The organism is Pseudomonas delhiensis, assembly GCF_900187975.1.
In the GTDB taxonomy this organism is placed as follows: Bacteria; Pseudomonadota; Gammaproteobacteria; order Pseudomonadales; family Pseudomonadaceae; genus Pseudomonas; species Pseudomonas delhiensis.
In genome coordinates this window covers 146,471-171,943 of the sequence record NZ_FZPC01000014.1, presented here as the reverse complement: position 1 = coordinate 171,943, position 25,473 = coordinate 146,471, and the positions used below count along the sequence as shown (strand labels likewise).

Annotated in this window: 11 protein-coding genes; 4 read left to right on the top strand and 7 right to left on the bottom strand. The window is 70.6% G+C overall.

The features are described 5' to 3' along the window. The 5 genes from CHC02_RS14685 to CHC02_RS14665 all read right to left on the bottom strand — a co-directional run. Positions 1–2,252 (bottom strand): condensation domain-containing protein (locus tag CHC02_RS14685; protein WP_141137693.1); only part of this gene is annotated, 2,252 nt, incomplete at its 3' end. Between the two features lie 211 nt (positions 2,253–2,463). Continuing rightward, on the bottom strand, positions 2,464–3,216 hold the full coding sequence (locus CHC02_RS14680; RefSeq protein ID WP_089392196.1) for a thioesterase II family protein: 753 nt from the start codon (positions 3,214–3,216) through the stop codon (positions 2,464–2,466). Continuing rightward, the gene (locus CHC02_RS14675; RefSeq protein WP_089392195.1) at positions 3,217–3,435 is read right to left on the bottom strand and encodes an MbtH family protein; all 219 of its coding nucleotides are present in this window, start codon (positions 3,433–3,435) and stop codon (positions 3,217–3,219) included. A 269-nt stretch (positions 3,436–3,704) separates the two neighbouring features. Then, a complete protein-coding gene (locus tag CHC02_RS14670) occupies positions 3,705–5,123 on the bottom strand; it encodes an aspartate aminotransferase family protein (RefSeq protein ID WP_089392194.1) in 1,419 nt (472 codons plus the stop codon). Between the two features lie 230 nt (positions 5,124–5,353). Next, positions 5,354–18,319: a non-ribosomal peptide synthetase gene (locus tag CHC02_RS14665; protein ID WP_089392193.1), complete on the bottom strand. Its 12,966-nt coding sequence runs from the start codon at positions 18,317–18,319 to the stop codon at positions 5,354–5,356. Positions 18,320–18,620: 301 nt separating this feature from the next. Between CHC02_RS14665 and CHC02_RS14660 the strand changes: the two genes are divergently transcribed. Both CHC02_RS14660 and CHC02_RS14655 read left to right on the top strand, forming a co-directional pair. After that, a complete protein-coding gene (locus CHC02_RS14660) occupies positions 18,621–19,172 on the top strand; it encodes an RNA polymerase factor sigma-70 (protein WP_089392192.1) in 552 nt (183 codons plus the stop codon). Between the two features lie 271 nt (positions 19,173–19,443). Next, on the top strand, positions 19,444–21,027 hold the full coding sequence (locus CHC02_RS14655) for a GGDEF domain-containing protein (protein WP_089392191.1): 1,584 nt from the start codon (positions 19,444–19,446) through the stop codon (positions 21,025–21,027). An 821-nt stretch (positions 21,028–21,848) separates the two neighbouring features. Here the strand turns inward: CHC02_RS14655 and CHC02_RS14650 are convergent. Further along, on the bottom strand, positions 21,849–22,355 hold the full coding sequence (locus tag CHC02_RS14650; RefSeq protein ID WP_089392190.1) for a DUF3015 domain-containing protein: 507 nt from the start codon (positions 22,353–22,355) through the stop codon (positions 21,849–21,851). 291 nt (positions 22,356–22,646) lie between these two features. On the opposite strand from CHC02_RS14650, the gene CHC02_RS14645 reads away from it, so the two are divergent. Then, positions 22,647–22,991, top strand: coding sequence for a cupin domain-containing protein (locus CHC02_RS14645; protein ID WP_089392189.1), 345 nt, complete (start codon positions 22,647–22,649; stop codon positions 22,989–22,991). Positions 22,992–23,378: 387 nt separating this feature from the next. On the opposite strand, the gene CHC02_RS14640 is transcribed toward CHC02_RS14645, so the two are convergent. After that, a complete protein-coding gene (locus CHC02_RS14640; RefSeq protein WP_089392188.1) occupies positions 23,379–24,728 on the bottom strand; it encodes a spinster family MFS transporter in 1,350 nt (449 codons plus the stop codon). 354 nt (positions 24,729–25,082) lie between these two features. On the opposite strand from CHC02_RS14640, the gene CHC02_RS14635 reads away from it, so the two are divergent. Further along, positions 25,083–25,466 (top strand): cupin domain-containing protein, encoded by a 384-nt coding sequence (locus CHC02_RS14635; protein WP_089392187.1) that lies wholly within the window; start codon positions 25,083–25,085, stop codon positions 25,464–25,466. Positions 25,467–25,473 lie beyond the last annotated feature (7 nt).

The window sequence follows — 25,473 nt, the reverse complement described above, 5'->3', positions numbered from 1 at the left end:
ACGAAGTGCAGCGTGGTCACGCCTTCGCGATTGATCAGTTCCACCAGCTTCGCCGGGTCGCGGTGATCGCCCGGTGCCGCGACGACCAGGCGGGCGCCGGTCATCAGCGGCCAGAAGAATTCCCAGACCGAGACGTCGAAGCTGAACGGCGTCTTTTGCAGGACGGTATCGCTGCCGTCCAGGCCATAGGCTTCCTGCATCCAGCACAGGCGGTTGGTCAGCGCGCGATGGCGGTTTCCGGCGCCCTTGGGCTTGCCCGTGGAGCCGGAGGTGTAGATCACATAGGCGAGGCTCTCGCCGTCCACGAGCGCAGCGGGATTGGCGTCGCTGTAGCCTTCCAGCCAATCGCTCTCCTGGTCCAGGTCGATGCGCTGCACCCCCTCGGCCAACGGCAGGTCCAGGTGCGACTGGCTCAGCAGCAGCTTCACGCCGCTGTCTTCCAGCATGTAGGCCAGGCGCTCGGCGGGGTATTCCGGGTCCAGCGGCACGTAGGCGCCGCCGGCCTTCAGGATCGCCATCAGCCCGACGACCATCTCGATGGAGCGCTCCACCGCGATGCCGACCAGGCTATCCGGCCCCACGCCGCGCGCGATCAGGGCATGGGCCAGGCGGTTGGCGCGCTGGTTCAGTTCCGCATAGCTCAGGCGCTGCTCGCCGAAGGCCAGCGCCGGTGCATTCGGGTGACGTTCGACCTGCTCTTCGAACAGCTGGTGTACGCCGCGTTGCAACGGATATTCGGTAGCCGTGGCATTCCACTGTTTCAGGATCAGCTCACGCTCACCGGCGTCCAGCATCGGCAGTTCGCCTACCGCCTGTTGCGGGTTCTCGATCATCGCCCGCAGCAGGTTCTGCCAGTGCCGCGCCATGCGCTCGATGGTCGCCGGCTCGAACAGATCCGTGGCATAGGTCAGCGCGGCGTACAGGCGGCCGCCCTTCTCGTAGGTGTCCAGGGAAAGGTCGAACTGGGTGGTGCGGCTCTGCCAGTCCAGGCGGCTCAGGCGCAGGCCGGCCACGTCGTCCAGGGCCTCGATGTCGGCCACCTGCGGCTGGTGGTTGTACATCACCTGGAACAGCGGGCTGTGGCTCAGGCTGCGCTCCACCTGGAAGGCGTCCAGCAGGCGCTCGAACGGCAGGTCCTGGTGGGCCTGGGCGCCCAGCACGCTGTCGCGCACCTGGGCCAGCAGGCGCTCCACCGGCGTCTGCCCGTCGAATACCGCGCGCAGCACCTGGGTGTTGACGAACAGGCCGATCAGCCCCTCCACCTCGGCGCGGTTGCGGTTGGCGATGGGCACGCCGACGCGCAGGTCGCCCTCGCCGCTGTAGCGTTGCAGCAGCACGTCGAAACCGCCCAGCAGCAGCATGAACAGGGTCAGCCCCTGGCGCCGCGCGGCGGCGCGCAGCGCTTCGGCCAGCGCAGGCTCCACGGCGAATTCGTAGCGGGCGCCGCGGTAGCTGGCCTGGGCCGGGCGCGGGTGGTCGCCGGCCAGCTCCAGCACCGGGTGCTGCTCGCCGAGCTGCTTGCGCCAGTAGTCCAGCTGGCGTTCCTGCTCGCCGGCCTCCAGCCAGCTGCGCTGCCACAGGGCGTAGTCGGCGTACTGCACCGGCAGCGCCTGCAGCTGCGCCTCGCCGCCCTGGGCGTAGGCGCTATAGAAGCGGCCGAATTCCTCGATCAGCAGGTTCATCGACCAGCCATCGGAGACGATGTGGTGCAGCGTCAGCAGCAGCACGTGCTCCCGTTCGCCCAGGCGGATCAGGCGCACCCGCAGCAGCGGGCCATTGCCCAGGTCGAAGGGCTGCAGCGACTCGCGCTGGGCCTCCTCGCGCACCCGCGCTTCCCGCTCGTCCACCGCCAGGGCGCTGAAATCCTCGTACACCACCTGCAGCTCGCCGGGCATGGGCGCCAGCCGCGGGGTGCCGTCCGCACCGGGGACGAACACCGTGCGCAGCGTCTCGTGACGCTCGACCAGGCTGGCGAAGGCGCGCTCCAGGGCCTGGCGGTCCAGCGCCCCGTCCAGGCGCACGGCGCCGGGCAGGTTGTAGGCGCCGCTGTGCGGGTCCAGCTGCCAGAGCAGCCACATGCGTTGCTGGGCGTAGGACGGCCGGTCGCGCTCGGCGCCCGGCACCCCGGCCGGAATCGGGAACAGCGAGAAGTCGACGCCTTCCGCGCTCAGGCTCGCCAGGAACATCCGGCGTTTTTCCAGGGGCAGCTCGAGGAAGCGGCGGGCGAGTTTCAGGGACTGTTCTGCGTTCATCTGTCTTCTTCCGTGCACGTGGGCAACGAGCGCCAGGGCTCGAGTGGGCTCATGGTGAACGGACAGCAACGCCGGAAAATTAGCTTCGCGGCGCAGCCGGGAACCGCCGGTTGAAGCGAATTTTCAAATTGATATCAAATACTTGTGGGCAGGCAACGACGAAAGCCGGGTGCCCTCGCCTGCACCCGGCTCGACCGTCATGCGCGAGACGTCAGAAGGTCGCGGCGGCCGCCGCCGGCGCCAGCGAACCCTCGCCGGCGCGCCAGCGTTGCAGGCGCTGCTCGATGCAGCCCAGCACGGCGGCCTCGTGCTCGTGGATGAAGAAGTGCCCGCCGTCGAACAGTTGCAGTTCCGAGCCGGCGCAGGTCTCCTCGCCCCAGGCCCGCAGCTGTTCCTCGCTGGCCTTGTCGGCGCGGCCGCCGAGCACCTGGATCGGGCAGGCCAGGGGCGCGCGGCGCTGGTAGCGGTAGCCGCCGCAGAGCAGGAAGTCGGCGCGCAGGATGGGCAGCGTAAGGCTCATCAGCTCCTGGCTGGCCAGCACTTCCTCGGGGGTGCCCTGCAGGTCGCGCAGGTCGGCGATCAGCTCGGCGTCGCTCTTGGGTTCGGCGAAGCCACGGTCGTATTCCGCGCGCCGCGAAGGCGCCGCGGTGCCCGAGGCGAACAGCCCCAGGGGCGTCGGGCTGCCCAACTCGCGCAGGGCGTAGAGCAGCTCGCAGGCGAGCAGCGCGCCCAGGCTGTGGCCGAGCACCGCGTAGGGGCCCTGGCGCACTTCGTCGTGCAGCTCACGGGCCAGTTGCCGGGCCAGGCCGGCGAGGTCGGTCTGCAGCGGCTCGGCCATGCGCGTGCCGCGGCCCGGCAGCTCCACCGGGCGCAGTTGCAGCCAGGCCGGCAGCTTGCGCCGCCAGCGCCCGTAGACCATGGCGCTGGCGCCGGAGTACGGCAGGCAGAAGAGTCGCAGCGCCACTCAGCCGGCCGCCTTTTCCATGTGCTGGCGCAGGCTCAGCGGGCGCATGTCGGTCCAGACCTCCTCGATGTAGGCCAGGCAGTCCTTCTTCAGCCCACTCTTGCCCACGGCGCGCCAGCCGGCGGGGATTTCCTTGTATTGCGGCCAGATGGAGTACTGCTCCTCGTGGTTCACCACCACTTCGAACTGGATGTCTTCGCGGTCGAATACGGACGTCATTGCACTTTCCTCAACTGGATGGACAGGCCGCCCCGTGGGTGGCCGCTATGGGTTAACGAAGTTGGCGGGGAGAAAATTAGGTGATCTTCGTAGGAGCGAGCTTGCTCGCGAACGGTGCTAGCCGGTGGTTCAGGTGTTTGGGGTTGACGCCGTCCCCTCTCCCCAACCCTCTCCCTGAAGGGAGAGGGGGCCGTTCGGCGTGGGCGGGACGTTCGGCGTCAACCTGTAGGAGCGCGCCCTGCGCGCGATTTCGCGGGCAGGGCGCGTTCCTACGGTTTGCCGGCAGGCACGGCCGCGGTCAGGGCGCGGGCGAAGCGCCGTGCCACCTCGTCGATCTGTTCGGCGCTGATGATCAGCGGCGGCAGGAAGCGCACCACCGCGCCGTGGCGGCCGCCCAGTTCGAGGATCAGCCCGCGGCGCAGGCATTCGCGCTGGATGCGCGAGGCCAGCGCGGGGTTGGCCGGCGGGTGGCCGAGGCTGTCGGCGGCGCCCTCGGGGTCGACCACCTCCACCCCGAGCATCAGCCCGCGGCCGCGGATGTCGCCCAGCTGCGGGTAGCTGCGCTGGAGGATGCGCAGGTGCTCGGCCAGGCGCTCGCCCATGGCCGCGGCATGGGCCGGGATGTCGTGTTCCTTCAGGTAGCGCATCACCGCGGAGCCCGCGGCCATGGCCATCTGGTTGCCGCGGAAGGTGCCGGCGTGGGCGCCGGGCTGCCAGGTGTCCAGCCAGTCGCGGTAGACCACCACCGCCAGCGGCAGGCTGCCGCCGATGGCCTTGGACAGCAGCACCACGTCGGGGACGATGCCGGCGTGCTCGAAGGCAAACATCCGCCCGGTGCGGCCGAAGCCGGTCTGGATCTCGTCGACCACCAGCGCCACCCCGGCCTTCTCGGTGATGCGCCGCAGGCCGCGCAGCCACTCCAGGTCGGCCGGGACCACGCCGCCCTCGCCCTGGACCACCTCGACCACCACCGCCGCCGGCAGCGGCACGCCGCTCTCCGGGTCGTTCAGCACGCTTTCCAGGTAGTGCAGGTTGGCTTTCACCCCGGCCTCGCCGCCGAGGCCGAAGGGGCAGCGGTAGGCGTAGGGGTACGGCAGGAACTGCACGCCGTTGCCCAGCAGCGCGCCCAGGGCCTTCTTCGGCCCGAGGTTGCCCATCAGCCCCAGGGCGCCCTGGGTCATGCCATGGTAGCCGCCCTGGAACGACAGCACGGTGCTGCGCCCGGTGGCGGTGCGCACCAGCTTGAGCGCGGCCTCGGCGGCGTCGGCGCCGGTGGGCCCGCAGAACTGGATCTTCGCCTCGCGCGCCAGTTGCGCCGAGAGCAGGCCGAACAGGTCCTGGACGAAGGCGTCCTTCACCGGGGTGGTCAGGTCCAGGGTGTGTAGCGGCAGTTCGTCGGCCAGCACCTGCCGGATCGCCTCGATCACCACCGGGTGGTTGTGGCCCAGGGCCAGGGTGCCGGCGCCGGCCAGGCAGTCGATGAAGCGGCGCCCCTCGACGTCCTCCACGAACAGCCCGCTGGCCTTCTTCAGGGCCAGGGGGATGCGCCGCGGGTAGCTGCGCGCGTTGGATTCCTGGTGGCGCTGGCGCGCCAGCAGCGGCGACTCGGCGAATTCGTAGAGGGTTTCGCCCGCGGCCGGTTCGGCATGGGCAGGCTGGTCATCGATGACGCTGGTAGCGACTTGCATGTCTTCAACCTCGAGACGTGGTGGTGTGCCACGGTTGACGGGTGCCCCGCGATGGCGGAGCGGCTGTAGGGAATAACGCAGCGCGGCGCTCGGGATTTACTGCCGGCCGCGCCCTGCCCCGGCGCCATTTCCGCGGGCGCGGGGCGGCCCGGGCGCGGCAGGCCACGCAGGGGTTAAAGGGGTTGGCGATGGGCCCGCGGGACCTCGGCGGCCCCGCGGGAAGCGCCGCTCTAGAGCATTTCCAGCTGCGACATCAGGTCGTCCAGGCGCGCCGCCTTGTGCTCGTCGATCGCGCTGGCCTGGGCCTCGATGTAGCTGGCCAGTTCCTCCACCGTGCTGCACTCGAACATGGCCCGCAGCGGCACGTTGCGTTGCAGGGCCTTCTGCACCCGCGAGGCGATCTGCGTGGCCAGCAGCGAATGCCCGCCCAGCTCGAAGAAGTTGTCCAGCACCCCGACGCGCTCGACCTTGAGCACCTCGGCCCAGATCTGCGCCAGGGTGCCTTCCAGCTCCGTGCGCGGCGCCTGGTAGGCGTGGGCCAGGGCCTGGCCGATGTCCAGCGCCGGCAGGGCCTTGCGGTCGAGCTTGCCGTTGGCGTTGAGCGGCATGCGCTCCAGCACCTGCCAGTGCAGCGGCACCATGTAGTCCGGCAGGTCGGCGCGCAGGTGCTGGCGCACCTGTTCCAGCCAGGCGCCCTCCTCGACTGGCGTCGCGGCGGGCACCAGGTAGCCGACCAGGTACTTGCCGGTGGCGCTTTCCTGCACCGCCACGGCCGCCTCGCGCACGTCCGGCAGCTCGTGCAGGCGCGCCTCGATCTCGCCCAGTTCGATGCGGAAGCCGCGGATCTTCACCTGGTGGTCGACGCGCCCGACGTACTCCAGCACGCCGTCGGCGCGGCGCCGCGCCAGGTCGCCGGTGCGGTACAGGCGCTCCCCCGGCGCCCCGAACGGGTGCGGCACGAAGGCCTGGGCGGTGCGCAGCGGGTCGCCGACGTAGCCGCGGCCAACGCCGGTGCCGGCCACGCACAGCTCGCCGACCGCGCCCAGGGGCACCAGGTCGAAGTCGCCCTCGGCATCCAGCAGGTACAGCTGGTTGTTGTCGGTGGGGCTGCCGATGGGCAGGTAGGTGCCTTCGGTGGAGGCCGCGTCGACGCGGAAGAAGGCCACGTCGTCCGAGCATTCCGCCGGGCCGTAGGCGTTCACCAGGCCCACCTGCGGGTAGCGCTGCAGCCACTGCCGCGCCAGTTCCGGCGCCATGGCCTCGCCGGTGGGCAGCATCCAGCGCAGGCCGGGCAGCGCCCCGCGCTCCTCGGCGAGCATGCCCTGGATCAGCGAGGGCACGCTTTCCAGCACGCTCACGCCCTGCTCCACCACATGCTCCAGCAACGCCTGCGGGTCCTGGGCGATGGCGTTCGGCACTATGGCCACGCGGCCACCGAACAGCGGCGCGGCGAGGAATTGCCAGACCGAGATGTCGAAGCTCTGCGAGGCGGTCTGGGCGATCACGTCGCCCTCGCCGAGGGCCAGGTAGGGCACCTTGCTCAGTTGGTTGTTGAGCATGCCGGCCTGCTCCACCATCACGCCCTTGGGCAGCCCGGTGGAGCCGGAGGTGTAGATCACGTAGGCCAGGTTGCCCGGCCCGCTGTAGCGCTGCGGGTCGTGCTCGGCGGCCGCGCCGTGCTGCACCTCGTCCCACACCAGCAGGCGCGGGCGGCTGCCGCAGCCCAGTTCGGCGAGCAGCGCCAGGGCCTGCTCGTGGCAGGCGGCGCTGCACACCAGCACCGGCGTGCGGCTGAGCTCGAGGATGCGCGTCAGGCGCTGCGTCGGGTGCGCCGGGTCCAGCGGCAGGTAGCCGGCGCCGGCCTTGAAGCTGCCGACGATCATGCCCAGCAGGTCCAGGCCGCGTTCGCCCAGCAGCGCCACCGGCTGGTCGAAGCCCACGCCGGCGGCCAGCAGCGCATGGCCCAGGCGGTTGGCCCGGCGGTTCAGCTCGGCGTAGCTCCACTGCTGGCCGAGGCAACTGGCGGCGATGCGCTGCGGGTGCGCCGCCACCCGCGCCTCGAACAGGCGCACGTAGCCCTGCTCCAGCGGGTAGGCGTGCTCGCTGCGGTTGCAGTCCTCCAGCAGGAAGCGCCGCTCCTGCGCGCCCAGCAGCGGCAACTCGGCCACCTCGCCATGGAAGCCGTCGGCCAGGGCCAGCAGCAGGCGCTTGAACTCGCCGAGCAGCCGTTCGATGGTCGCGGCCTCGAAGTAGCGCTGGTCGTAGGACAGGTGCAGGCCCAGGTCGTCGCCGGGGTAGCAGACCACGGTGAGCGGGAAGTTGGTGTGGGTGCGCCCGGAGTCGGAGCTGGCCTTCAGGCTCTGCGCGCGGTCCAGCACCGAGACTTCCACCGGGGCGTTCTCGAACACGAAGAGGCTGTCGAACAGCGGCTGGCCCTTGGGCAGCTCGCTGCTTTCCTGGATGGCCACCAGCGGCAGGTGCTCGTGCTCGCGCAGCTCCAGGTTGCGTTCGAACAGCCCGGCCAGCCAGTCGCGCACCGTCTGCCGCTCGCCGGGCGCCGGCAGTTGCACGCGCAGCGGGATGCTGTTGATGAACAGCCCCACGGTGCGCTGCATCTGCGGCATGCCCACCGGGCGGCCGGCCACGGTGACGCCGAACAGCAGGTCGCGCTCGCCGCTGAAGCGGCGCAGCACCAGGGCCCAGGCCGCCTGGGCGAAGGTGTTGACGGTCAGCTGGTAGCGCTGCGCCAGTTCGCGCAGGCGCGCGCCGTCGGCGGCGTCCAGGCGGGTGTAGCGGTCGCCCACCATCATCCCGCCGCTGTCCCCGGCGCGCTCGTGGACGATCGGCCGGTCGCTGGGGACGTAGGTGGCGCGCTCGAAGCCGCGCAGGTTGTCGCGCCACCAGCGGCGCGAGTGGTCCAGGTCCTGGCGCTGCAGCCAGGCGATGTAGTCGCGGTAGCGCGGCGGCGTCGGCAGCTCGGCCGCGCGGCCCTCGCCCAGGGCGCTGTAGATCTCGAAGAAGTCGCTCATCAGCAGGCCGCGGCACCAGGCGTCGATGAGGATGTGGTGGTTGCTCATCATGAACCAGTAGCGCGCCGCGCCCAGGCGGATCAGGCGCAGGTGGAAGGGCGGCGCGTTGAGCAGGTCGAAGCCGGCCTCGCGTTCCCGCTTGTGCAGCGCCTGCAGGCGTTCCTCGTGGCCTTCCTCGGGCAGCTCGCTCCAGTCGAGGTAGTCCAGCGCCACCGGGCCGGGCTTGTGGATCACCTGCAGCATGGCCTCGCCGGCGTTCCACGAGAAGGACGCGCGCAGCGCCTCGTGGCGCGCCACCACGGCCTGCCAGGCGGCGGCGAAGCGCTCGCGGTCCAGCTCGCTGTCGATGCGGTAGCGGTCCTGCATGTAGTAGATGCCGGTGCCCGGCTCCAGCAGGGTGTGCAGCAGCAGGCCTTCCTGCATGGGTGTCAGCGGGTAGACGTCGTCGATCTGCGCCGCCGGCACCGCCAGGGCGTCCAGCTGCGCCTGGCTCAGGCGCGCCAGGGGGAAGTCCGAGGGCGTCAGGCCGCCGGCCTTGTCGTCCAGGCAGTGGGCGACCAGGGCCTGCAGCTCGTCGAGGTAGGCGTTGGCCAGGTCGGCGATGGTCCGCTCTTCATAACGCTCGGCGCTGTAGGTCCAGCGCAGCACCAGTTCGCCGCCGTACACCTGGCCGTCCACGCTCAGCTCGTTGGGCAGCGGCGCGGCGGCGTCGTGGATGGCCCCGGTGGGCTCGTCCAGCGGGCGGAACAGGGCGTCCTCGGTGAAGCTCTGGTCGAACTGGCCCAGGTAGTTGAAGGTGATGCGCGGCTGCGGCAGCGCGGCCAGGGCGCGGCGCCCCGCCTCGTCGCCCAGGTGGCGCAGCACGCCATGGCCCAGGCCCTTGTGCGGCACGGCGCGCAGCTGTTCCTTGATCGCCTTGATCGAGGCCGCAAGCCCCTCCTCGCCAGCCTCCAGGGCGGGCGCCAGGCGCAGCGGGAAGGCGCTGGTGAACCAGCCCACGGTGCGGCTGAGGTCGATGTCGTCGAACAGCGCCTCGCGACCGTGGCCTTCCAGCTGCACCAGCACCGAAGCCTCGCCGGTGGCGCGGCAGAGCACCCGGGCCAGGGCGGTCAGCAGCAGGTCGTTGACCTGGGTGCGGTAGGCCGCCGGCGCCTGCTGCAGCAGCTGGCGGGTGCGCTCGCGGTCCAGGCGCAGGCTCAGGCTGCGGGCCAGGGCCTCGTCGTTGCGCCCCTCGGGGTTGTCGCAGAGCCAGGTGCCGGGGGCGCCGTCCAGCTGGCCGTGCCACCAGTGCAGCTCCTCGCGCAGCGGTTCGCTGCCGGCATAGGCCTGCAGGCGCGCGGTCCAGTCGCGGAAGGCGCTGGTCTTGGCCGGCAGTTGCACGGCCTCGCCGGCGGCGAGCTGGCGGTAGGCCTGCTGCAGGTCTTCCAGCAGCACGCGCCAGGACACGCCGTCCACCACCAGGTGGTGGATGGCCAGCAGTAGGCGCTGGGCGCCAGGGCCGTCCACCAGCACCGCGCGCAGCAGCGGGCCGTCCAGGGCCAGGCTGCGCTGGGCGCGCTCGAACACCTCGGCGCAGTCGGCGAAGCTCGCCACCTGCGCCTGCCACACCAGCCAGGCGCCGTCGTCCGGCGCCCGGTGCCCGGCCTGCCAGCGGCCGTCTTCCTGACGGAACGCCAGGCGCAGCGCGTCGTGGTGCCTGGTCAGCTGCAGCAGGGCCTGGCGCAGCAGGTCGGCGTCCAGCGCCTGGCGCGGCTCCAGCAGCAGCGACTGGTTCCAGTGCGCGCGGTTTTCCAGGGGCAGTTCGAAGAACCAGTGCTGGATCGGCGTCAGCGCGCTGCCGCCCTGCACTTCGCCCTGCTCCGCCTGGCTTGCGCCGACAGCCCGGGCGACGCCGGCCAGGCTGCGCACGCTCTGGTGCTGGAACAGGTCCCGCGGGCTGAACTGGATGCCCTGCTGGCGGGCGCGGCTGACCACCTGGATGGACAGGATGGAGTCGCCGCCCAGCTCGAAGAAGTTGTCGTCCAGGCCGACCTGGGCGACGTTCAGCACCTCGCCCCAGATCGCCGCCAGCTGGCGTTCCAGCTCGCTGCGCGGGGCTTCGTAGACACGCTCGCCGAGGCCGGCGTCCGGCGCCGGCAGCGCGCGGCGGTCGAGCTTGCCGTTGGCGGTCAGCGGCAGGCCCTCCAGCAGCACCAGGTGCGCCGGCACCATGTAGTCCGGCAGTTGCTGCTTGAGGTGGGCCTTGAGCGCCTCGCGCAGTTCGGCCTGGGCGGCCGCGTCGGCAGTCGCCAGGGCGGTGCCGACGTAGCCCACCAGTTGCTTGCCGCTGGGCCCGTCCACCGCCAGCACGGCGGTTTCGCGAACCTGCGGGTGTTCCTGCAGGCGCGCCTCGATCTCGCCCAGTTCGATGCGGAAGCCGCGGATCTTCACCTGCTGGTCGATGCGCCCGAGGTATTCCACCTGGCCATCGGTGCGCTGGCGCACGCGGTCGCCGGTGCGGTACAGGCGGCCGCCGGGGGCGCCGAAGGGGTCGGGCACGAAGCGCTCGGCGGTCAGGCCGGGGCGCTCGTGGTAGCCGCGGGCCAGGCCGGCGCCGCCGACGTACAGCTCGCCGCCGGCGCCCTGGGGCACCAGGGCCAGGTCGGCGTCGAGGATGCAGGCGCTGCGTTCGCCCACCAGGCTGCCGATGGGCACCCCGGCGCCGGCTTCCACCTGCTCCGGGGCCAGGGCCGCCAGGGGCATGACCACGGTTTCCGTCGGGCCGTAGGCGTTGAAGAAGTAGCGCGGCGCGAAGGCCTGGCGGATGCGCTGCAGGTGCTCGGCGGTCAGCGCCTCGCCGCCGGTGATGCACAGGCGCACCGGCAGTTGGCGGTTCTGCGTCTGCAGCCACTGGGCCAGCTGGCTGCCATAGCTGGGGGTGAAGCCGAGGATGCTCACGCGGTGCTCGGCGATCAGCTGGCAGATGTCCTCGGCGCCCCATTGGCCCTGGGCCCGCAGCACCACGTGGGCGCCGCACAGCAGCGGCGTCAGCAGGCGCTCGCTGGCAGCGTCGAAGTTGATGGAATAGAAGTGCAGCTCGCAATCGTCGGCGCGCATGCCGAAGCGCTCGATCACCGCCCGGCAGTGCATGGCGATCTCGCCGTGGGACACCACCACGCCCTTGGGCTTGCCGGTGGAGCCGGAGGTGTAGATCAGGTAGGCCTGGTGCTGCGCCTGGCTGAACGACGGCAGCGGGCCGTCGTCCAGCGCCGCCAGGGCCGCGCCCTCCTCCGCCGGGCAGCAGCGGCCGACGCCGGCGGGCAGCTCGCCCAGGGCCTCGAACAGCGCCGGCTGGCCGAGCAGCAGGCGCACGCCGCTGTCCTCGATCATGTAGCGCAGGCGTTCCAGCGGGTATTCCGGGTCCAGCGGCACATAGGCGCCGCCGGCCTTGAGGATGGCCAGCAGGCCGACGACCATCTCCAGCGAGCGCTCCAGGGCCAGGCCGACACGCACTTCGGCGCCCACGCCGCGTTCGCGCAGCAGGCGCGCCAGGCGGTTGGCGCGCTCGTCCAGCTCGGCGTAGCTCAGCGTCCGGCCGGCGAAGGTCAGCGCCGGCGCCCGTGGCGCGGCCGCGGCCTGGGCGGCGAACAGGCCGTGCAGGGTGTCGCTGAGTTGCGGCCCGCTGCAATGCAGCAGCGCATCGCGCTCGCCGGCCTCGAGCATCGGCAGCTCGCCCAGGCGCTGCTGCGGGTCGGCGATCATCGCCTCCAGCAGGTTCTGCCAGTGGCGCGCCATGCGGGCGATGCGCGGCTCGTCGAAGAGGTCGCGGCTGTAGGTCAGGCAGCAGCCCAGGCGCTGGTCGAGGTCGGTGACCTCCAGGTTGAGGTCGAACTTGGTGGCGCGGGCGTCGTTGACCAGGTATTCCACGGTCATCCCGGCCAGTTCGCGGGTCTGCTGGAACTCCCAGCGCTGGACGTTGCACATCACCTGGAACAGCGGGTTGTAGGCGGCGCTGCGCGGCGGCTGCAGGGCGTCCACCAGGTGGTCGAAGGGCAGGTCCTGGTGCGACTGGCCGTCGATCACCGTCTGCCGCACCTGTTCCAGCAGCTGGGCCACGCTCATCTGCCCGTCGAGGCGGCAGCGCAGCACCTGGGTGTTGAGGAAGGCGCCGATCAGCCCTTCGCTCTCCGGGCGGATGCGGTTGGCCACCGGCGCGCCGATGCGCAGGTCCTGCTGGCCGCTGTAGCGGTACAGCAGCACGGCCAGGGCGGCGGTCATGGTCATGAACTGCGTCAGGCCGTTGCCGGCATTGAAGCGGCGCACGCGCTCGGCCAGCTGCGGCGCCAGGTCGAAGCGGTAGAGGTCGCCGCGGTGGCTCTGCAGCGGCGGCCGCGGGCGGTCGCCGGGCAGTTCCAGCACCGGGTGCTCGTCGCCCAGCTGGGCGCGCCAGTAGTCCAGCTGGCGCTGGCGTTCGCCGGCCTCCAGCCACTGCCGCTGCCAGACGCTGTAGTCCAGGTACTGCACCGGCAACGGCGCCAGGGGCGATTCGCGGCCTTCCAGGAAGGCCTCGTAGAGCGCACCCAGCTCGCGGGCGAAGATGTCCATGGCCCAGCCTTCGGTGACGATGTGGTGCAGGGTCACCACCAGGTAGTGCTCGGCCTCGGCGAAGCGGACCATGTACACCCGCAGCAGCGGGCCCTTCTCGAGGTCGAAGGGCTTGTGCGCCTCGTCGTCGGCCAGTTGCTGCAGGGCCTGCTGGCGGCCCTCGGCGCCGAGGTGGGAGAAGTCCAGGCGCTGCATGCGCAGGTCGCTGTTCTCCTGCACCTGCTGGTGGGGCACGCCGTCCACGCTGGGGAAGCAGGTGCGCAGCGTCTCGTGGCGCCGCACCAGGGCCTGCAGGGCGCGTTCGAAGCAGTCCAGGTCCAGCGTGCCGCGCAGCCGCGCCATGCCGCCGACGTTGTAGGCCGGGCTGTCCGGCTCCAGTTGCCAGAGGAACCACATGCGCTGCTGCGAGTAGGACAGCGGCACCGGCCGGCTGCGGTCCGCCGGGTGGATGGCGCCCTGGCTGTCGGCGCTGCCGGCGGCGCGCAGCTGGCGCACCCGCTCGGCGAAGGCGCCCAGGGCGCTGGCCTCGAACAGCTCGCGCAGCGGCAGCTCGATGGCGAAGGCCTGGCGGGCGCGGGAGACGATGCGGGTAGCCAGCAGCGAGTGGCCGCCCAGCTCGAAGAAGTCATCGTCCAGGCCCACCTGCGGCAGGCCCAGCACTTCGCTCCAGATGGCGGCCAGGCGCTGTTCCACTTCGTCGCGCGGGGCGACGTGCTCGCGCTGCTGCCCGCTCGGTTCGGGCAGGGCCTTGAGGTCCAGCTTGCCGCTGGGGCCCAGGGGCATATTGGCCAGGCGCATGAGCTGCGCCGGGACCATGTATTCCGGCAACGCTGCCTGCAATGCAGTGCGCAGGGCCTGGTTGTGTTCGGCCTCGGCCGGGGCGTCGGCGCTGGCGGTGTAGTAGCCCACCAGTTGGCTGCCGAGGTTGCCGGCCTGGCGGATCACCACCACGGCCTGGGCCACGCCGGGCTGGGCCAGCAGGCGCGCGCGGATTTCGTCCAGTTCGATGCGGAAGCCGCGCAGTTTCACCTGGCCGTCCTGGCGGCCGAGGTATTCCAGCACGCCCCGCTCGTTCCAGCGCGCACGGTCGCCGGTACGGTACAGGCGCGCGCCGGGCGCGCCCAGCGGGTCGGCGACGAAGCGTTCGGCGCTCAGCCCCGGGCGGCCCAGGTAGCCGCGGGCCAGGCCGGCGCCGCCGATGCACAGCTCGCCGGCGGCGCCCGGCGGCAGCGGGTTCAGCTCGCTGTCGAGGACGCGGCAGATGACGTTGCCCAGCGGCCGGCCGATGGGCGAGCGCGCGCCGTCTTCCACCGAGCACTGCCAGTGGGTGACGTTGATCGCGGTTTCCGTGGGGCCGTAGCGGTTGTGCAGGGCCACGCCCGGCAGGCGTTGCAGCACGCGGTCGCGCAGCTGCGCCGGCAGCGCCTCGCCGCCGGAGAACAGGCGGCGCAGGCTGGTGCAGGCGTCCACGCCGGGCTCGTCGATGAACAGTTGCAGCAGCGGCGGCACGAAGTGCAGCGTGGTCACGCCGAACTGCCGCACCAGCTGGGCGATGCGCGCCGGGTCGCGGTGCTCGCCGGGGCCGGCCAGCACCAGCCGGCAACCCGCCAGCAGCGGCCAGAAGCATTCCCACACCGAGACGTCGAAGCTCACCGGCGCCTTCTGCATCAGCACGTCGTCGGCCTGCAGCGCATAGGTGGCCTGCATCCATTGCAGGCGCTCGGCCAGGGCGGCGTGGGTGTTGCCCACGCCCTTAGGCTGGCCGGTGGAGCCGGAGGTGTAGATGACGTAGGCCAGGTTGTCGCCATGCAGGTGCAGGCCCGGCGCGCTGGCGGGCCAGCCGTCCAGCTTGAGGCCGTCGAAGCACAGGGTGGCCACGCCTTCCTGGCTGGGCAGGCGGTCCAGCAGGTGGGCCTGGGTCAGCAGCAGCGTGGCGCCGCAGTCGGCCAGCATGTAGGCCAGGCGCTCGGCGGGGTAGTCCGGGTCCAGCGGCACGTAGGCGCCGCCGGCCTTGAGGATGGCCAGCAGGCCCACCAGCAGCTGCGGCGAGCGTTCGGCGCAAATGGCCACCGGCACGTCGGGGCCCACGCCCTTGTCGCGCAGGTAGTGGGCCAGGCGGTTGGCCTGGGCGTGCAGTTCGGCGTGGCCCAGTTCGCCGCCGTCCCATTGCAGCGCCACGCGCCCGGCATATTCCGCCTGTGCGCGTTCCAGCTGCTCCGGCAGCCAGCTTCGCGCCGGTTCGCAGGGCGCGCTGCCCCACTGTTCCAGGCGCGCCCGCTCGGCGTCGCCGACCAGGGCGATGTCGCCCAGGCACAGCTGCGGCTGCGCCACCACCTGGCGCAGCAGGGCCACGTACTGGTCGGCCAGGCGCTGGATGCTCACCGCGTCGAACAGGTCGGCGGCGTAGTCGAAGTTCAGGCGCAGGCGGCCGCGGCCGTCTTCCTCGGTCTGCAGCTGCAGGTCGAACTTGGCCTCGCGGCTGTGCCAGGGCAGTTCCTCGGCGAGCAGGCCGGGCAGCCGGCGCAGGGCCGAGAGGTCGCGCTGCTGGTGGTTGAACAGCACCTGGAACGGCTGGCCGCCGTGGCCCGGCAGGGCTTCCAGCAGGCGGTCGAAGGGCAGGTCCTGGTGTTCCTGGGCGCCAAGGGTGGCCTCGCGCACCTGGGCCAGCAGCTGGCCGAAGGCCTGCCGCGGGCCGGGGGTGGCGCGCAGCACCAGGGTGTTGATGAAGAACCCCACCAGCCCCTGTACTTCCAGGCGCTGGCGGTTGGCGCTGGGCACGCCGACGCGGATGTCGGCCTGCCCGCTGTGGCGGTGCAGCAGGGCCTGGAAGGCCGCCAGCAGCCACATGAACACGCTGGCCTGGCTGGCCCGGGCCGCCTCGCCCAGGGCCTGGCCGAGCTTGTCGTCCAGGCGCAGGCTCAGGCGCGCCGCCGGCGAGGCGGCGTTGCCGCGCGGGTGGTCGGTGGGCAGTTCCAGGCGCGGCGCTTCCTCGCCCAGTTGCGCCTGCCAGTAGGCCAGCTGGCAGGCGCCCTCGCCCGCCTCCAGCCACTGCCGCTGCCAGCTGGCGAATTCGGCGTAGCCGATGGGCAGCGGCGCCAGGTCGGCGCCCTGGCCGCCCTGGCTCTCGGCGTACAGGCGGGCGAACTCGTCCAGCAGCAGGTTCAGCGACCAGCCGTCGGCCACGATGTGGTGCAGGGTCACCCACAGCTGGTGCAGGTCGTCGCCCAGGCGCACCAGGCTCACGCGCAGCAGCGGGCCCTGTTGCAGGTCGAACGGCTCGCGGGCCTCGGCTTCGCGGCGTTGCGCGGCTTCGGCGGCGTCCAGTTCCAGCGCCTGCCAGTGGAACTCGCCCCTGGGCTCGATGCGCTGCAGGGCCTGGCCGTCGCGTTCGAGGAAGCGCGTGCGCAGCGCTTCGTGGCGCTGCACCAGGCGGGCGAAGGCGTCGTACACCGCGTCCTCGTCCAGTTCGCCGCGCAGTTGCAGGCCGCCGGGGATGTTGTAGGCACAGCCCCGGGGCTCGATCTGCCAGTTCAGCCACAGCCGGCGCTGGGCCGCGGACTGCGGCAGGTCGCCGCCGCGCGGCAGGCTGGCGATGGCCGCCTGGGGCGTGGCGCCGGCGGCCAGGCGGGCGGCCACGGCGGCGCTGAAATCGGCCAGGCGCGGCGCCTCGAACAGCAGGCGCAGGTTGAGCTCGGCGCCCAGGCCATCGCGCAGCGCGGCCATGACCTGGGCGGCGGCGATGGAGTTGCCGCCGAGCAGGAAGAAGTTGTCGTCCGCGCCCACGCGCTCGACGCCCAGGTGCTCGCGCCAGACCTGGGCGATACGCGCCTGCAGGGCGTCATCGGTCTCGACGGCGGGCACGGCGGCTGCCTGAACTCCGGGGTAGACGGCGTAGGAGTCCAGGCTGCCGTCGGCCAGGCGCGTGCGGCAGGCCGAGCGTTGCAGCTTGCCGCTGGAGGTGCGCGGCAGCGCGCCGGGGTTGAGCAGCGCCACCACCCTGGGCGCCTCCTGGCAGGCTTCGGCCACCGCCTGGCGGATCGCGTCGATCAGCTCGGCGGCCGGGATGCGTTTCTGCAGGGCGCGGCCGACCTCGGCGGCGATGCCGATGCCCTCCTCGCCGTCGACCTCCACGGCGAAGGCCGCCACCCGCCCCTTGCGCACCGCGTCCACTTCGGTTTCCACGGCGCGCTCGATGTCCTGCGGGTAGAGGTTGTGGCCGCGGATGATGAGCATGTCCTTCAGCCGCCCGGTGACGTACAGCTCGCCGTCGCGCAGGCAGCCCAGGTCGCCGGTGCGCAGCCAGGTGCGGCCGTCGCGCTCGACGAAGGCCCTGGCGCTGGCCTCGGGGTTGCGCCAGTAGCCGTGGGCGATGCTCGGCCCGGCGGCCCAGACCTCGCCCACCCGGTTCTCGCCCAGGCTGGCGCCGCTGTGCGGCTCGACGATCATCACCGCGTGCTCCGGCTGGCTGCGGCCGCAGCACATGAGCACGCTGCCGCTGCCCGCCTCGATGCGGTTCTGCGCCAGGGCCGCCTCGTCCACGCCCAGGGCGGCGATGCCCTGGCCGCGCCGGCCGCCGGTGACGAACAGGGTGGCCTCGGCCAGGCCGTAGCAGGCGAAGAAGCTGGAGGCCTCGAAGCGGCTGGCGGCGAACCTGGCGGCGAAGCCGTCCAGGCTGTCCTGGCGGATCGGTTCGGAGCCGGAGAAGGCCACGCGCCAGCGGCTCAGGTCCAGCCCGGCCAGGGCCGACTCGCTGACGCGCTCGGTGCACAGGCGGTAGGCGAAGTCCGGCCCGCCGCTGACGGTGCCGCCGTGCTGGCTGATGGCTTCCAGCCAGCGCAGCGGGCGTTCGAGGAAATAGCGCGGCGACATCAGCACGCAGGGCACGCCGCTGTAGACCGGCTGCAGCAGGCCGCCGATCAGGCCCATGTCGTGGTACAGCGGCAGCCAGCTGACGATCACGTCGTCGGCGCCGATGCCGAAGCCGCCGCGGATCAGCCGTTCGTTGGCCACCAGGTTGCCGTGGCTGACCTGCACGCCCTTGGGCAGCGCGGTGGAGCCGGAGGTGTACTGCAGGAAGGCGATGTGCTCGGGGCGGATGTCCACTTCCCGCCAGGCCTCGGCGCCGGCCGGCTCCAGCTCGTCCACGCACAGCAGCTGCGGCGCGGCGGCGCCGGACAGCGCCGGGCAGCCTTCCAGCAGCGCCCCGCGCAGTTCGGCCTGGGTCAGCACCAGGCGCGGCGCGCAATCGTCGATGATCGACAGCAGGCGCTCCTGGTGGTGGCGGCGCGCCGATTCCGGCGGGTAGGCGGGCACCGCGACCATGCCGGCGTACAGGCAGCCGAAGAAGGCGGCGACGTAGTCCGGGCCGCTGGGGAACAGCAGCACCGCGCGCTCGCCCTGCCCCGCCCGGGCCTGCAGCGCGGCGGCGATGCAGCGGGCGCGGCGGTCCAGCTCGGCATAGCTGAGCACCACGTCGCCCGCGCCGTCCTCGGCCAGGAAGCGCAGGGCCAGCCGGTCGGGTTGGGCGCCGGCGCGCATGCGCAGGGCCTGGGCCATGGAGAGGGGATGTTCGAACGCGTCCATTGTGTGTTTCCTGCTGAGTGCACCGCGACTGGTCAATCGACCGGCAAAGGCCTACTCGGGCCTACAGCCGGTTCTCTCAGAGGTGTACGGACGGTCATTCGAAATAATTAGTAATCTCAACTGGCCAAAGGCGCTGGCGGAGATAGCACAAAGCCAGTCCGGACGGGGCTTTCCGGCCTGGAAGAACATTCCTTTACAATTGTTGACAATGATTCTCATTTCAAATACTTTCCGGCTCGGCTCGCTGGATGCGTACCCCCACTAGCGAATTGCCCACCCATACTGCCGCTAGGTGATTCTCATGCTGGATGAACTGCCCACCTCCCGTTATGCCTCGCCGTTGGTCGCGACCTTCATCGAGAATCGCTCCATCCTGGTCAAGTTCGCCTCGCGCTTCCTCGGTTGCCGCGCCCATGCCGAGGACGTGGTGCAGGACACCTTCTTCCGCCTGCAGAACGCCTCCGGCAGCTCCATTCCGCTGAAGGCGCAGATGAGCTACCTGTTCCAGGTGGTGCGCAACCTGGCCATCGACCACTACCGCAAGCAGGCGCTGGAGCAGCGCCACACCGGCGCGCCCCAGGAGCTGATGGAGGCCGAGGCGGCCTACGGCGCCACGCCGGAAACCCTGCACATCAACTTCGATACCCTCGAGCAGATCGACGAGGCCCTGAGCCAGTTGCCCGAGCGCACTCGCTACGCCTTCGAGATGTACCGCCTGCACGGCGTACAGCAGAAGGAGATCGCCCGCGAGCTGGGGGTTTCCCCGACCCTGGTCAACTTCATGATCCGCGATGCCCTGCTGCACTGCTGCGCCAGCGTGGCCAGGGACGAACAGCCGGCCCGCCGCGCCTGAAGCCCCTTGCACCCCGCTGCCGACGCCAGGCACGCCGGGGCAAGGGGCGGCCCTCCCCGGCCCGTCCCCCTTCTCGTCCCCTTCTCGTCCCCTTCTCGTCCTATAGTTCCGACGGAACATTCCCGCTTTCCAAGCCCCATCTCTGAATCTCCGCCGATACCCCCGGCGCGCGCCCGGCCTTGTCCATAATGGCGCCCTAGCGTCCGCGATCCACCCGCCGCCGGCCAGGGTGGATGGCGAGGCGATATCCATAGCATCGACGGAATTCGCCATGTCCTTGGGGCCCATGCCCAGGCTCAACCTGCGCACCTTGATCCTCCTGTTCGCCTCGCTGGCGGCCATCGCGACCCTGGCCAACGACCTCTTCACCACCTACCGCATCCAGCGGGAGGCGCTGGTCCTCAGTGCGCTGGAGCACAACCGCGCCTATGCGGCCAAGGTGGCGCTGAGCATCAGCCAGAGCCTGGCCTCGTCCCTCGACCGCCTGGCCTACAGCGCGGCCCTGCTCGGGCAGGATTTCGCCGATGCGGCGGTCCGCGACGCCGAGGTGGAACGCCTGGCCCGCCAGGACGGCAGCTTCAACACCGTGGTCATCGCCGACGCCTCGGGGCGGATCCTCACCGCCGTTCCCCGCTGGCTCGGCGCCAACGGCCGCAAGATACTGTCCCGGCGCCCCCTGGAAGAGCGCCAGGCGATGATCAGCCCGGCCTTCCACTCGCAGTCCGGCGAACGGGTGGTGTTCGTCTCCCAGCCGGTGTGGAACGCCCGCGGCGACTACCTGGGCCTGGTGGGCGGCACCATCTACCTGAACCGCGCCAACTCGCTGAACCACATCGTCAGCCGGCACTTCCAGGAGGACACCTCCTTCATCTACCTGGTGGACGAACAGCGCCAGTTGCTCTACCACCCCCAGCGCGAGCGCATCGGCCAGACGGTCGGCCCCAACGCCGCGGTGGACGCCGCGCTGCGCGGCGAAAGCGGCGCCCTGCAGCTCGTCAACACCCTTGGCCTGGAGGTGCTCGCCGGCTACGCGGCGGTGCCGGACAGCGGCTGGGGCGTGGTCTCGCAGCAGCCGCTGAGCGTCACCCTCGGCGCGGTGCGCACGCTGATGCTGCAGGTGCTGGCGGGAATCGTGCCGATGATCCTGCTCGGCTTCCCGCTGCTGTGGTGGATAGCCGCGCGGATCAGCCACCCCCTGCGCCGGCTGGCCGACTACGCGGCGCAGCTGGACAACACCGAGCGCATCGAGGAAGTGCGCGCCTGGTACTTCGAGGCCTGGCGCATCCGCCGGGCGCTGATCATCGGCGGGCGGATGACCCAGGAGCGCATCGGCCAGCTCAACCGCCAGGCCCAGAGCGACCCGCTGACCGGCCTGGCGAACCGCCGGGCGCTGGAGGCCACCCTGGCGAGCTGGGTGGCGCGCGGCGAGCCCTTCGCCGTCATCAGCATGGACATCGACCACTTCAAGCAGGTCAACGACAGCTTCGGCCACGCCGCCGGCGACCAGGTGCTGCAGGCCTTCGCCGAGGTGCTGCGGTGCAACTCGCGCAGCGGCGACCTGCCGTGCCGCGCCGGCGGCGAGGAATTCATCCTGCTGCTGCCGGGCACCTCGCTCGGCGTGGCGGCGGAAGTCGCCGAGCGCATCCGCCTGTCGACGGAACAGACGGCGTTCCCCCGGGTGGGCCGGGTGACCCTGTCGCTGGGCGTGGCCTTCAGCAGCGAGGGGCGGACGGACGCCGACGCGGTGCTGGCGGCGGCCGACGCCCTGCTCTACCAGGCCAAGCAGGCCGGCCGCAACCGCGTCGTGGCGGCGGACGAACGCCCGGCCGGCGTGGCGCAGCCTCATCCTTCCTGAGGGGCGGTGACTCCGTCCGCGATTTTCCGTCGCTGAAAACCCGGCATGTTGCCAGGGAGCTTCGCGATTGCGCTTCGCGCCGAACGGTCCCCTCTCCCGCTTGCGGGGGAGGGTTAGGGAGGGGGGTGACGTCAGGGTTGGCAGAGGTGTGTGAGTGGAGTCCGTAACCCTCTCCCCAGCCCTCGCCTACGCGGCCCGCCCTGAAGGGAGAGGGAGCCGTTCGGCGTGCACGGATAACACAGCGTCAGCCGGCAAACTCGTAGGGCGAATAACCGTTCGCGGTTATCCGCCGTTGGCCGATGCGCCGATACACGACGCAAACGGCGGATAACGCCGTAGGCGTTATGCGCCCTACGGGTTTCCAGAGGAATATCCGCGCGCACCGGAGCGCCCCTTCAGAAGGCCGAGCGAAACCGGCGCTCAGGAGGTCATGCGACATGGATGTCGCGAGAGCCCCGATCAGCACAGGGACGTGCTGTCGGGGCGGGCCTCCGTGGCGGGGGAATTTGCGAGGGTAGCCCGGCTCCATCGGGCCCGTATGCGGGGCAAGCCTTTTTGGTTCCTTTTTGCGGGGGTGGCCTTCCACCGACTGACAAAAGGGACTCGCCCGAGGGGGCGAAACGAGAGACATCCGAGCACTCGGAGCGGCGCGCTACACCAAACCCGACGTCTTTTTTAGGTTCCCGCGTTCGCGGGATTGAGTGCAAAGGCTCGCAAACGAAACCATAACCCCACCCCATATGAAAAATGCCGTTTCTCCCATGAAGAGAAACGGCATTCTTCCTTAAGTGAACAGCAAGGACATTCTCGTTACGCGAACCTCAGGCAGGCTGCTTGGCATAGCGCGCCAGCGTCGGATCACGCTGCATCACCGCCAGGGTGTTGGCATAGACCTGCTCCCCAGTCGCATCCTTACTGGCAAAAATCTCACCAAAATGCCGCTGAGTAACCTGCGCGAAATGCGCACGATCCTGAGCCTGCACCCCCAGCAGGGTGGCGTAGGCGTCCAGCGCCTCGCCGTGCCCCTTGGCCATGTCCTCGGCGATGTTGTCGAGCATGCCGTTCATGGCGAAGATCGAGCGGCCGCCATAGCCCAGGCGCGCATCGGAGTTGCAGCCGTTGGTGCCGGAGGTCAGGCCGAAGGTGGCGTTGCCCGAAGTGCCGTTGGTGGTGGTCGCCAGCAGGTGCGGGAACAGCCCGCGCTGCCCTTCGAACACCATGTTGCCCCAACCGCAGCCGTTGCCGCCGGCCTGGTCCGCCTGGGCCAACAGGCTGGCGGCGCTGAGAACCGCGAAGATCGCACTCTTGTTGAGCAGTTTGCTTGTCATGGATGTCGTTCCTTGGTCGTTAGACATGGTTGGCGTGCCCTACCCCTTCGCTGCCCAGCACGGCTGAACAGCCTGGCTCGACTTTAGGTTTAGGCAAGGAATGGCCAGGTTTCAAACCCGGCGGCGCCAGGATCCGCAGAATCAATACAAAAGGGCGCGCGTATGGCGCGGAATTGTCGAGGAACCAGGGCCTGGCAGCGTTTCCAGGCACATCGGCGTCGAATCCAGGCAATTCCACTTCGGGCAATGCCCCTATGGTGACGGGCCATACCCCACCGACCTGGAGCTGACATGTCCGATTTCATCACCGTGCTGCGCGAAACCTGCCCCACCCCCGTGCTGGACGCCACCAAGTGGAAGCGCATCGGCGGCGACCCGCACACCGTCAACCTCAACGCCTACACCTCGGCGGACGGCAGCAAGATCATGGGCACCTGGATCTGCACCCCCGGCAAGTTCGAGGTGAACTACGAGAAATGGGAGTACTGCCACTTCCTCGACGGCTACTGCGTCATCACCCCCGAGGGCGAGCAGCCGGTGCACCTGAAGGCCGGCGACGTGTTCGTCATCGAGCCGGGGATGAAAGGCACCTGGGAAGTGGTGGAGACGGTGCGCAAGTACTTCGTGTTCGCCTGATGGGCCCACGGCTGTCGTAGGAGCGACACGCGCCGAGCCGCGCTTCGCAGGATGGGTTGAGCCTTGGCGAAACCCATGCGGCCATGGGTATCGCTTCGCTCAACCCATCCTACGATGGCGTCTCTCCTGTAACTGTCTTCTGGGCTCCCGCGTTCGCGGGAGTGACGGGGATTAGAATTTCTGGCGCCATGCCTCAGCGTAGGAGCAACTGTCTTGTGGCCCGCGCCGAGATGCTCTTTGTAGGAGCGAGCTTGCTCGCGAACCGCATGGCACCGTGTTTGTTCGCGAGCAAGCTCGCTCCTACGAGAAGCCATGCTCGCCTGCAACGTAGGACTCCGTCCGCGATCGGGCTTGCCAGCGGCACTGAACCGTCCGCTGGCACCCGCCCTATTCGCCCTGCTCCCGAACCAGGCTCGCGCGATAACTCCCGCAGCCTTTCCACAACAGCCCGATGGTCAGCAGCGTGGCCGCCGCGGAGACGATGGCGATGGACGCCCCCACCGCCGCCGGGTCGCCGAACACCCGGTCGGTGATCAGCGCCACCAGGGTGGTGCCCAGGCCCACCGCCAGCAGGTTGCTGACCAGCAGGAAGATCGCCGAGACCTGCGCGCGCACCTGGTTCGGCGCCAGGTTCTGCATGGCCGTGGTGGAGGTCGGCAGGGGGAAGGAGGCGAAGAACATCGCCGGCACCAGCAGCGCCAGGGACAGCCACAGCGGCTCCACCAGGGCGAACAGGGCCACCGGCACGAGCATGCCGATGGCGCCGATCACGCCGGTGCGCATGGCCGCGTCGCCGTGGCCGCGGCGGGCCAGCACGTCGGTCAGCCAGCCGCCGCAGTACACGCCGGCGGTGTTGGCCAGCAGCAGTACCACGCCCAGGGTGTAGCCGGTGCTCACCGGGTCCAGGCCGTGCTTGCGCATGTACAGCGCCGGGGTCCAGCTGAGCATGGCGTACAGGGCCATGGCGTAGCAGGAGAAGCCCAGGTACAGGCAGGTGAAGGTCAGCCGGTGGCGGCCGAGGAAGCGCACGCCGTCGCCCGGCGCCACGGCCCTGGCCTGGCCGCTGGCGTCGCGGCTCAGGCCCTTGCGCTGCGGGTCGCGCACGGTCAGCCAGATCAGCAGGCCCACCAGCACCCCGGGCAGGCCGACGATGAAGAAGGTCAGCTGCCAGGCCTTGACCTCGCCCAGCAGCGGCAGCGCCACGGCGTGGGTGTCCTTGAGCAGGTCGATGACGTAGCCGCCGACCAGGAAGGCCAGGCCGCCGCCGACGAAGGAGCCGATGGAGTAGATGCCCACCGCGCGGCCGAGCTTCTCTCTGGGGAACAGGTCGCTGAACATCGAGTAGGCCGCCGGCGACAGCGCCGCCTCCCCCACGCCGACGCCGATGCGCGCCAGGAACATGTGCAGGAAGTTCTTCGACAGCCCGCAGGCGGCGGTGGCCAGGCTCCAGAAGACCACGCCGACGGCGATGATCCGCGGCCGCGAGAAGCGGTCGGCCAGGTAGGCGATGGGCCAGCCCATCACCGCATAGAACAGCGAGAACGCCAGCCCGTGCAGCAGGCTGAACTGGGTGTCGCTGAGCTGCAGATCGGCCTTGATGGGCTCGATCATCAGCGCCAGGATCTGCCGGTCCACGAAGGAGAAGATGTACGCCACCATGCACAGGCTGACGACGTACCACTCGTAGGCGTAGCGCCTGGGGCGCAGCTGCGCCGGGGTCTTGGCCTGGGTGTTCATGGGGTCCGCTCCTCTTGGGCCACTGCGGGCGTATCCGGCAGGAACCCATCAAGGACGGGCGAAAGCGTGCGCGGGGGGAATTGGCGCATGGGGGGCCTCTTGTTGTTATTGGCGGGCGTGTCGCTACAAGGCGGCCCCGCCTTCGTGGGGCGGGGGCCAGGGGCACCTTAGGGGATGGGCCCCGGGCGGGACCATACGGGGAAACGGCCTCGGCATGGGGGTAGGCTCCCGTAGGCATTGGGGTTTTCCTTAGGCGGAAAATCCGCCCGGCAGCGCACCCATGCGCAGGAATATGCAAGACGCCCGCGCCCTGGCGCCCTAACCTGGCCGCTTCGACGATCCAGGAGCTGAAACATGCCGCAAACATCCGCACACCCTCATCAACCGGTCAACCTCGCCGCCAAGCTGGCGGCCATCCACGAGCAGTGGCAGCCGCGCGTGGTGGCCGAGATGAACGACTACCAGTTCAAGCTGGTGAAGCTGGAGGGCGAGTTCGTCTGGCACAGCCATGCCGACACCGACGAGACCTTCATGGTGCTCGACGGCGAGCTGCGCATCGACTTCCGCGACGGCGCCGTGCGACTGCGTGCCGGGGAGCTGTACGTGGTGCCCCGCGGCGTGGAGCACAAGCCCTTCGCCGCGCAGGAGGTGCATGTGCTGCTGATCGAGCCGCGCGGCGTGGTCAACACCGGCGACCAGGGCGGCGAGCGCACCGCGCCCAACGACGTCTGGATCTGAGCCCGGG

Excerpts from the sequence above, each read along its gene's own strand:
- CHC02_RS14650 (WP_089392190.1), bottom strand. The coding sequence starts at position 22,355 with ATGACAAGCAAACTGCTCAACAAGAGTGCGATCTTCGCGGTTCTCAGC.
- CHC02_RS14665 (WP_089392193.1), bottom strand. The coding sequence starts at position 18,319 with ATGGACGCGTTCGAACATCCCCTCTCCATGGCCCAGGCCCTGCGCATG.
- CHC02_RS14660 (WP_089392192.1), top strand. The coding sequence starts at position 18,621 with ATGCTGGATGAACTGCCCACCTCCCGTTATGCCTCGCCGTTGGTCGCG.
- CHC02_RS14655 (WP_089392191.1), top strand. The coding sequence starts at position 19,444 with ATGTCCTTGGGGCCCATGCCCAGGCTCAACCTGCGCACCTTGATCCTC.
- CHC02_RS14670 (WP_089392194.1), bottom strand. The coding sequence starts at position 5,123 with ATGCAAGTCGCTACCAGCGTCATCGATGACCAGCCTGCCCATGCCGAA.
- CHC02_RS14675 (WP_089392195.1), bottom strand. The coding sequence starts at position 3,435 with ATGACGTCCGTATTCGACCGCGAAGACATCCAGTTCGAAGTGGTGGTG.
- CHC02_RS14645 (WP_089392189.1), top strand. The coding sequence starts at position 22,647 with ATGTCCGATTTCATCACCGTGCTGCGCGAAACCTGCCCCACCCCCGTG.
- CHC02_RS14635 (WP_089392187.1), top strand. The coding sequence starts at position 25,083 with ATGCCGCAAACATCCGCACACCCTCATCAACCGGTCAACCTCGCCGCC.
- CHC02_RS14640 (WP_089392188.1), bottom strand. The coding sequence starts at position 24,728 with ATGAACACCCAGGCCAAGACCCCGGCGCAGCTGCGCCCCAGGCGCTAC.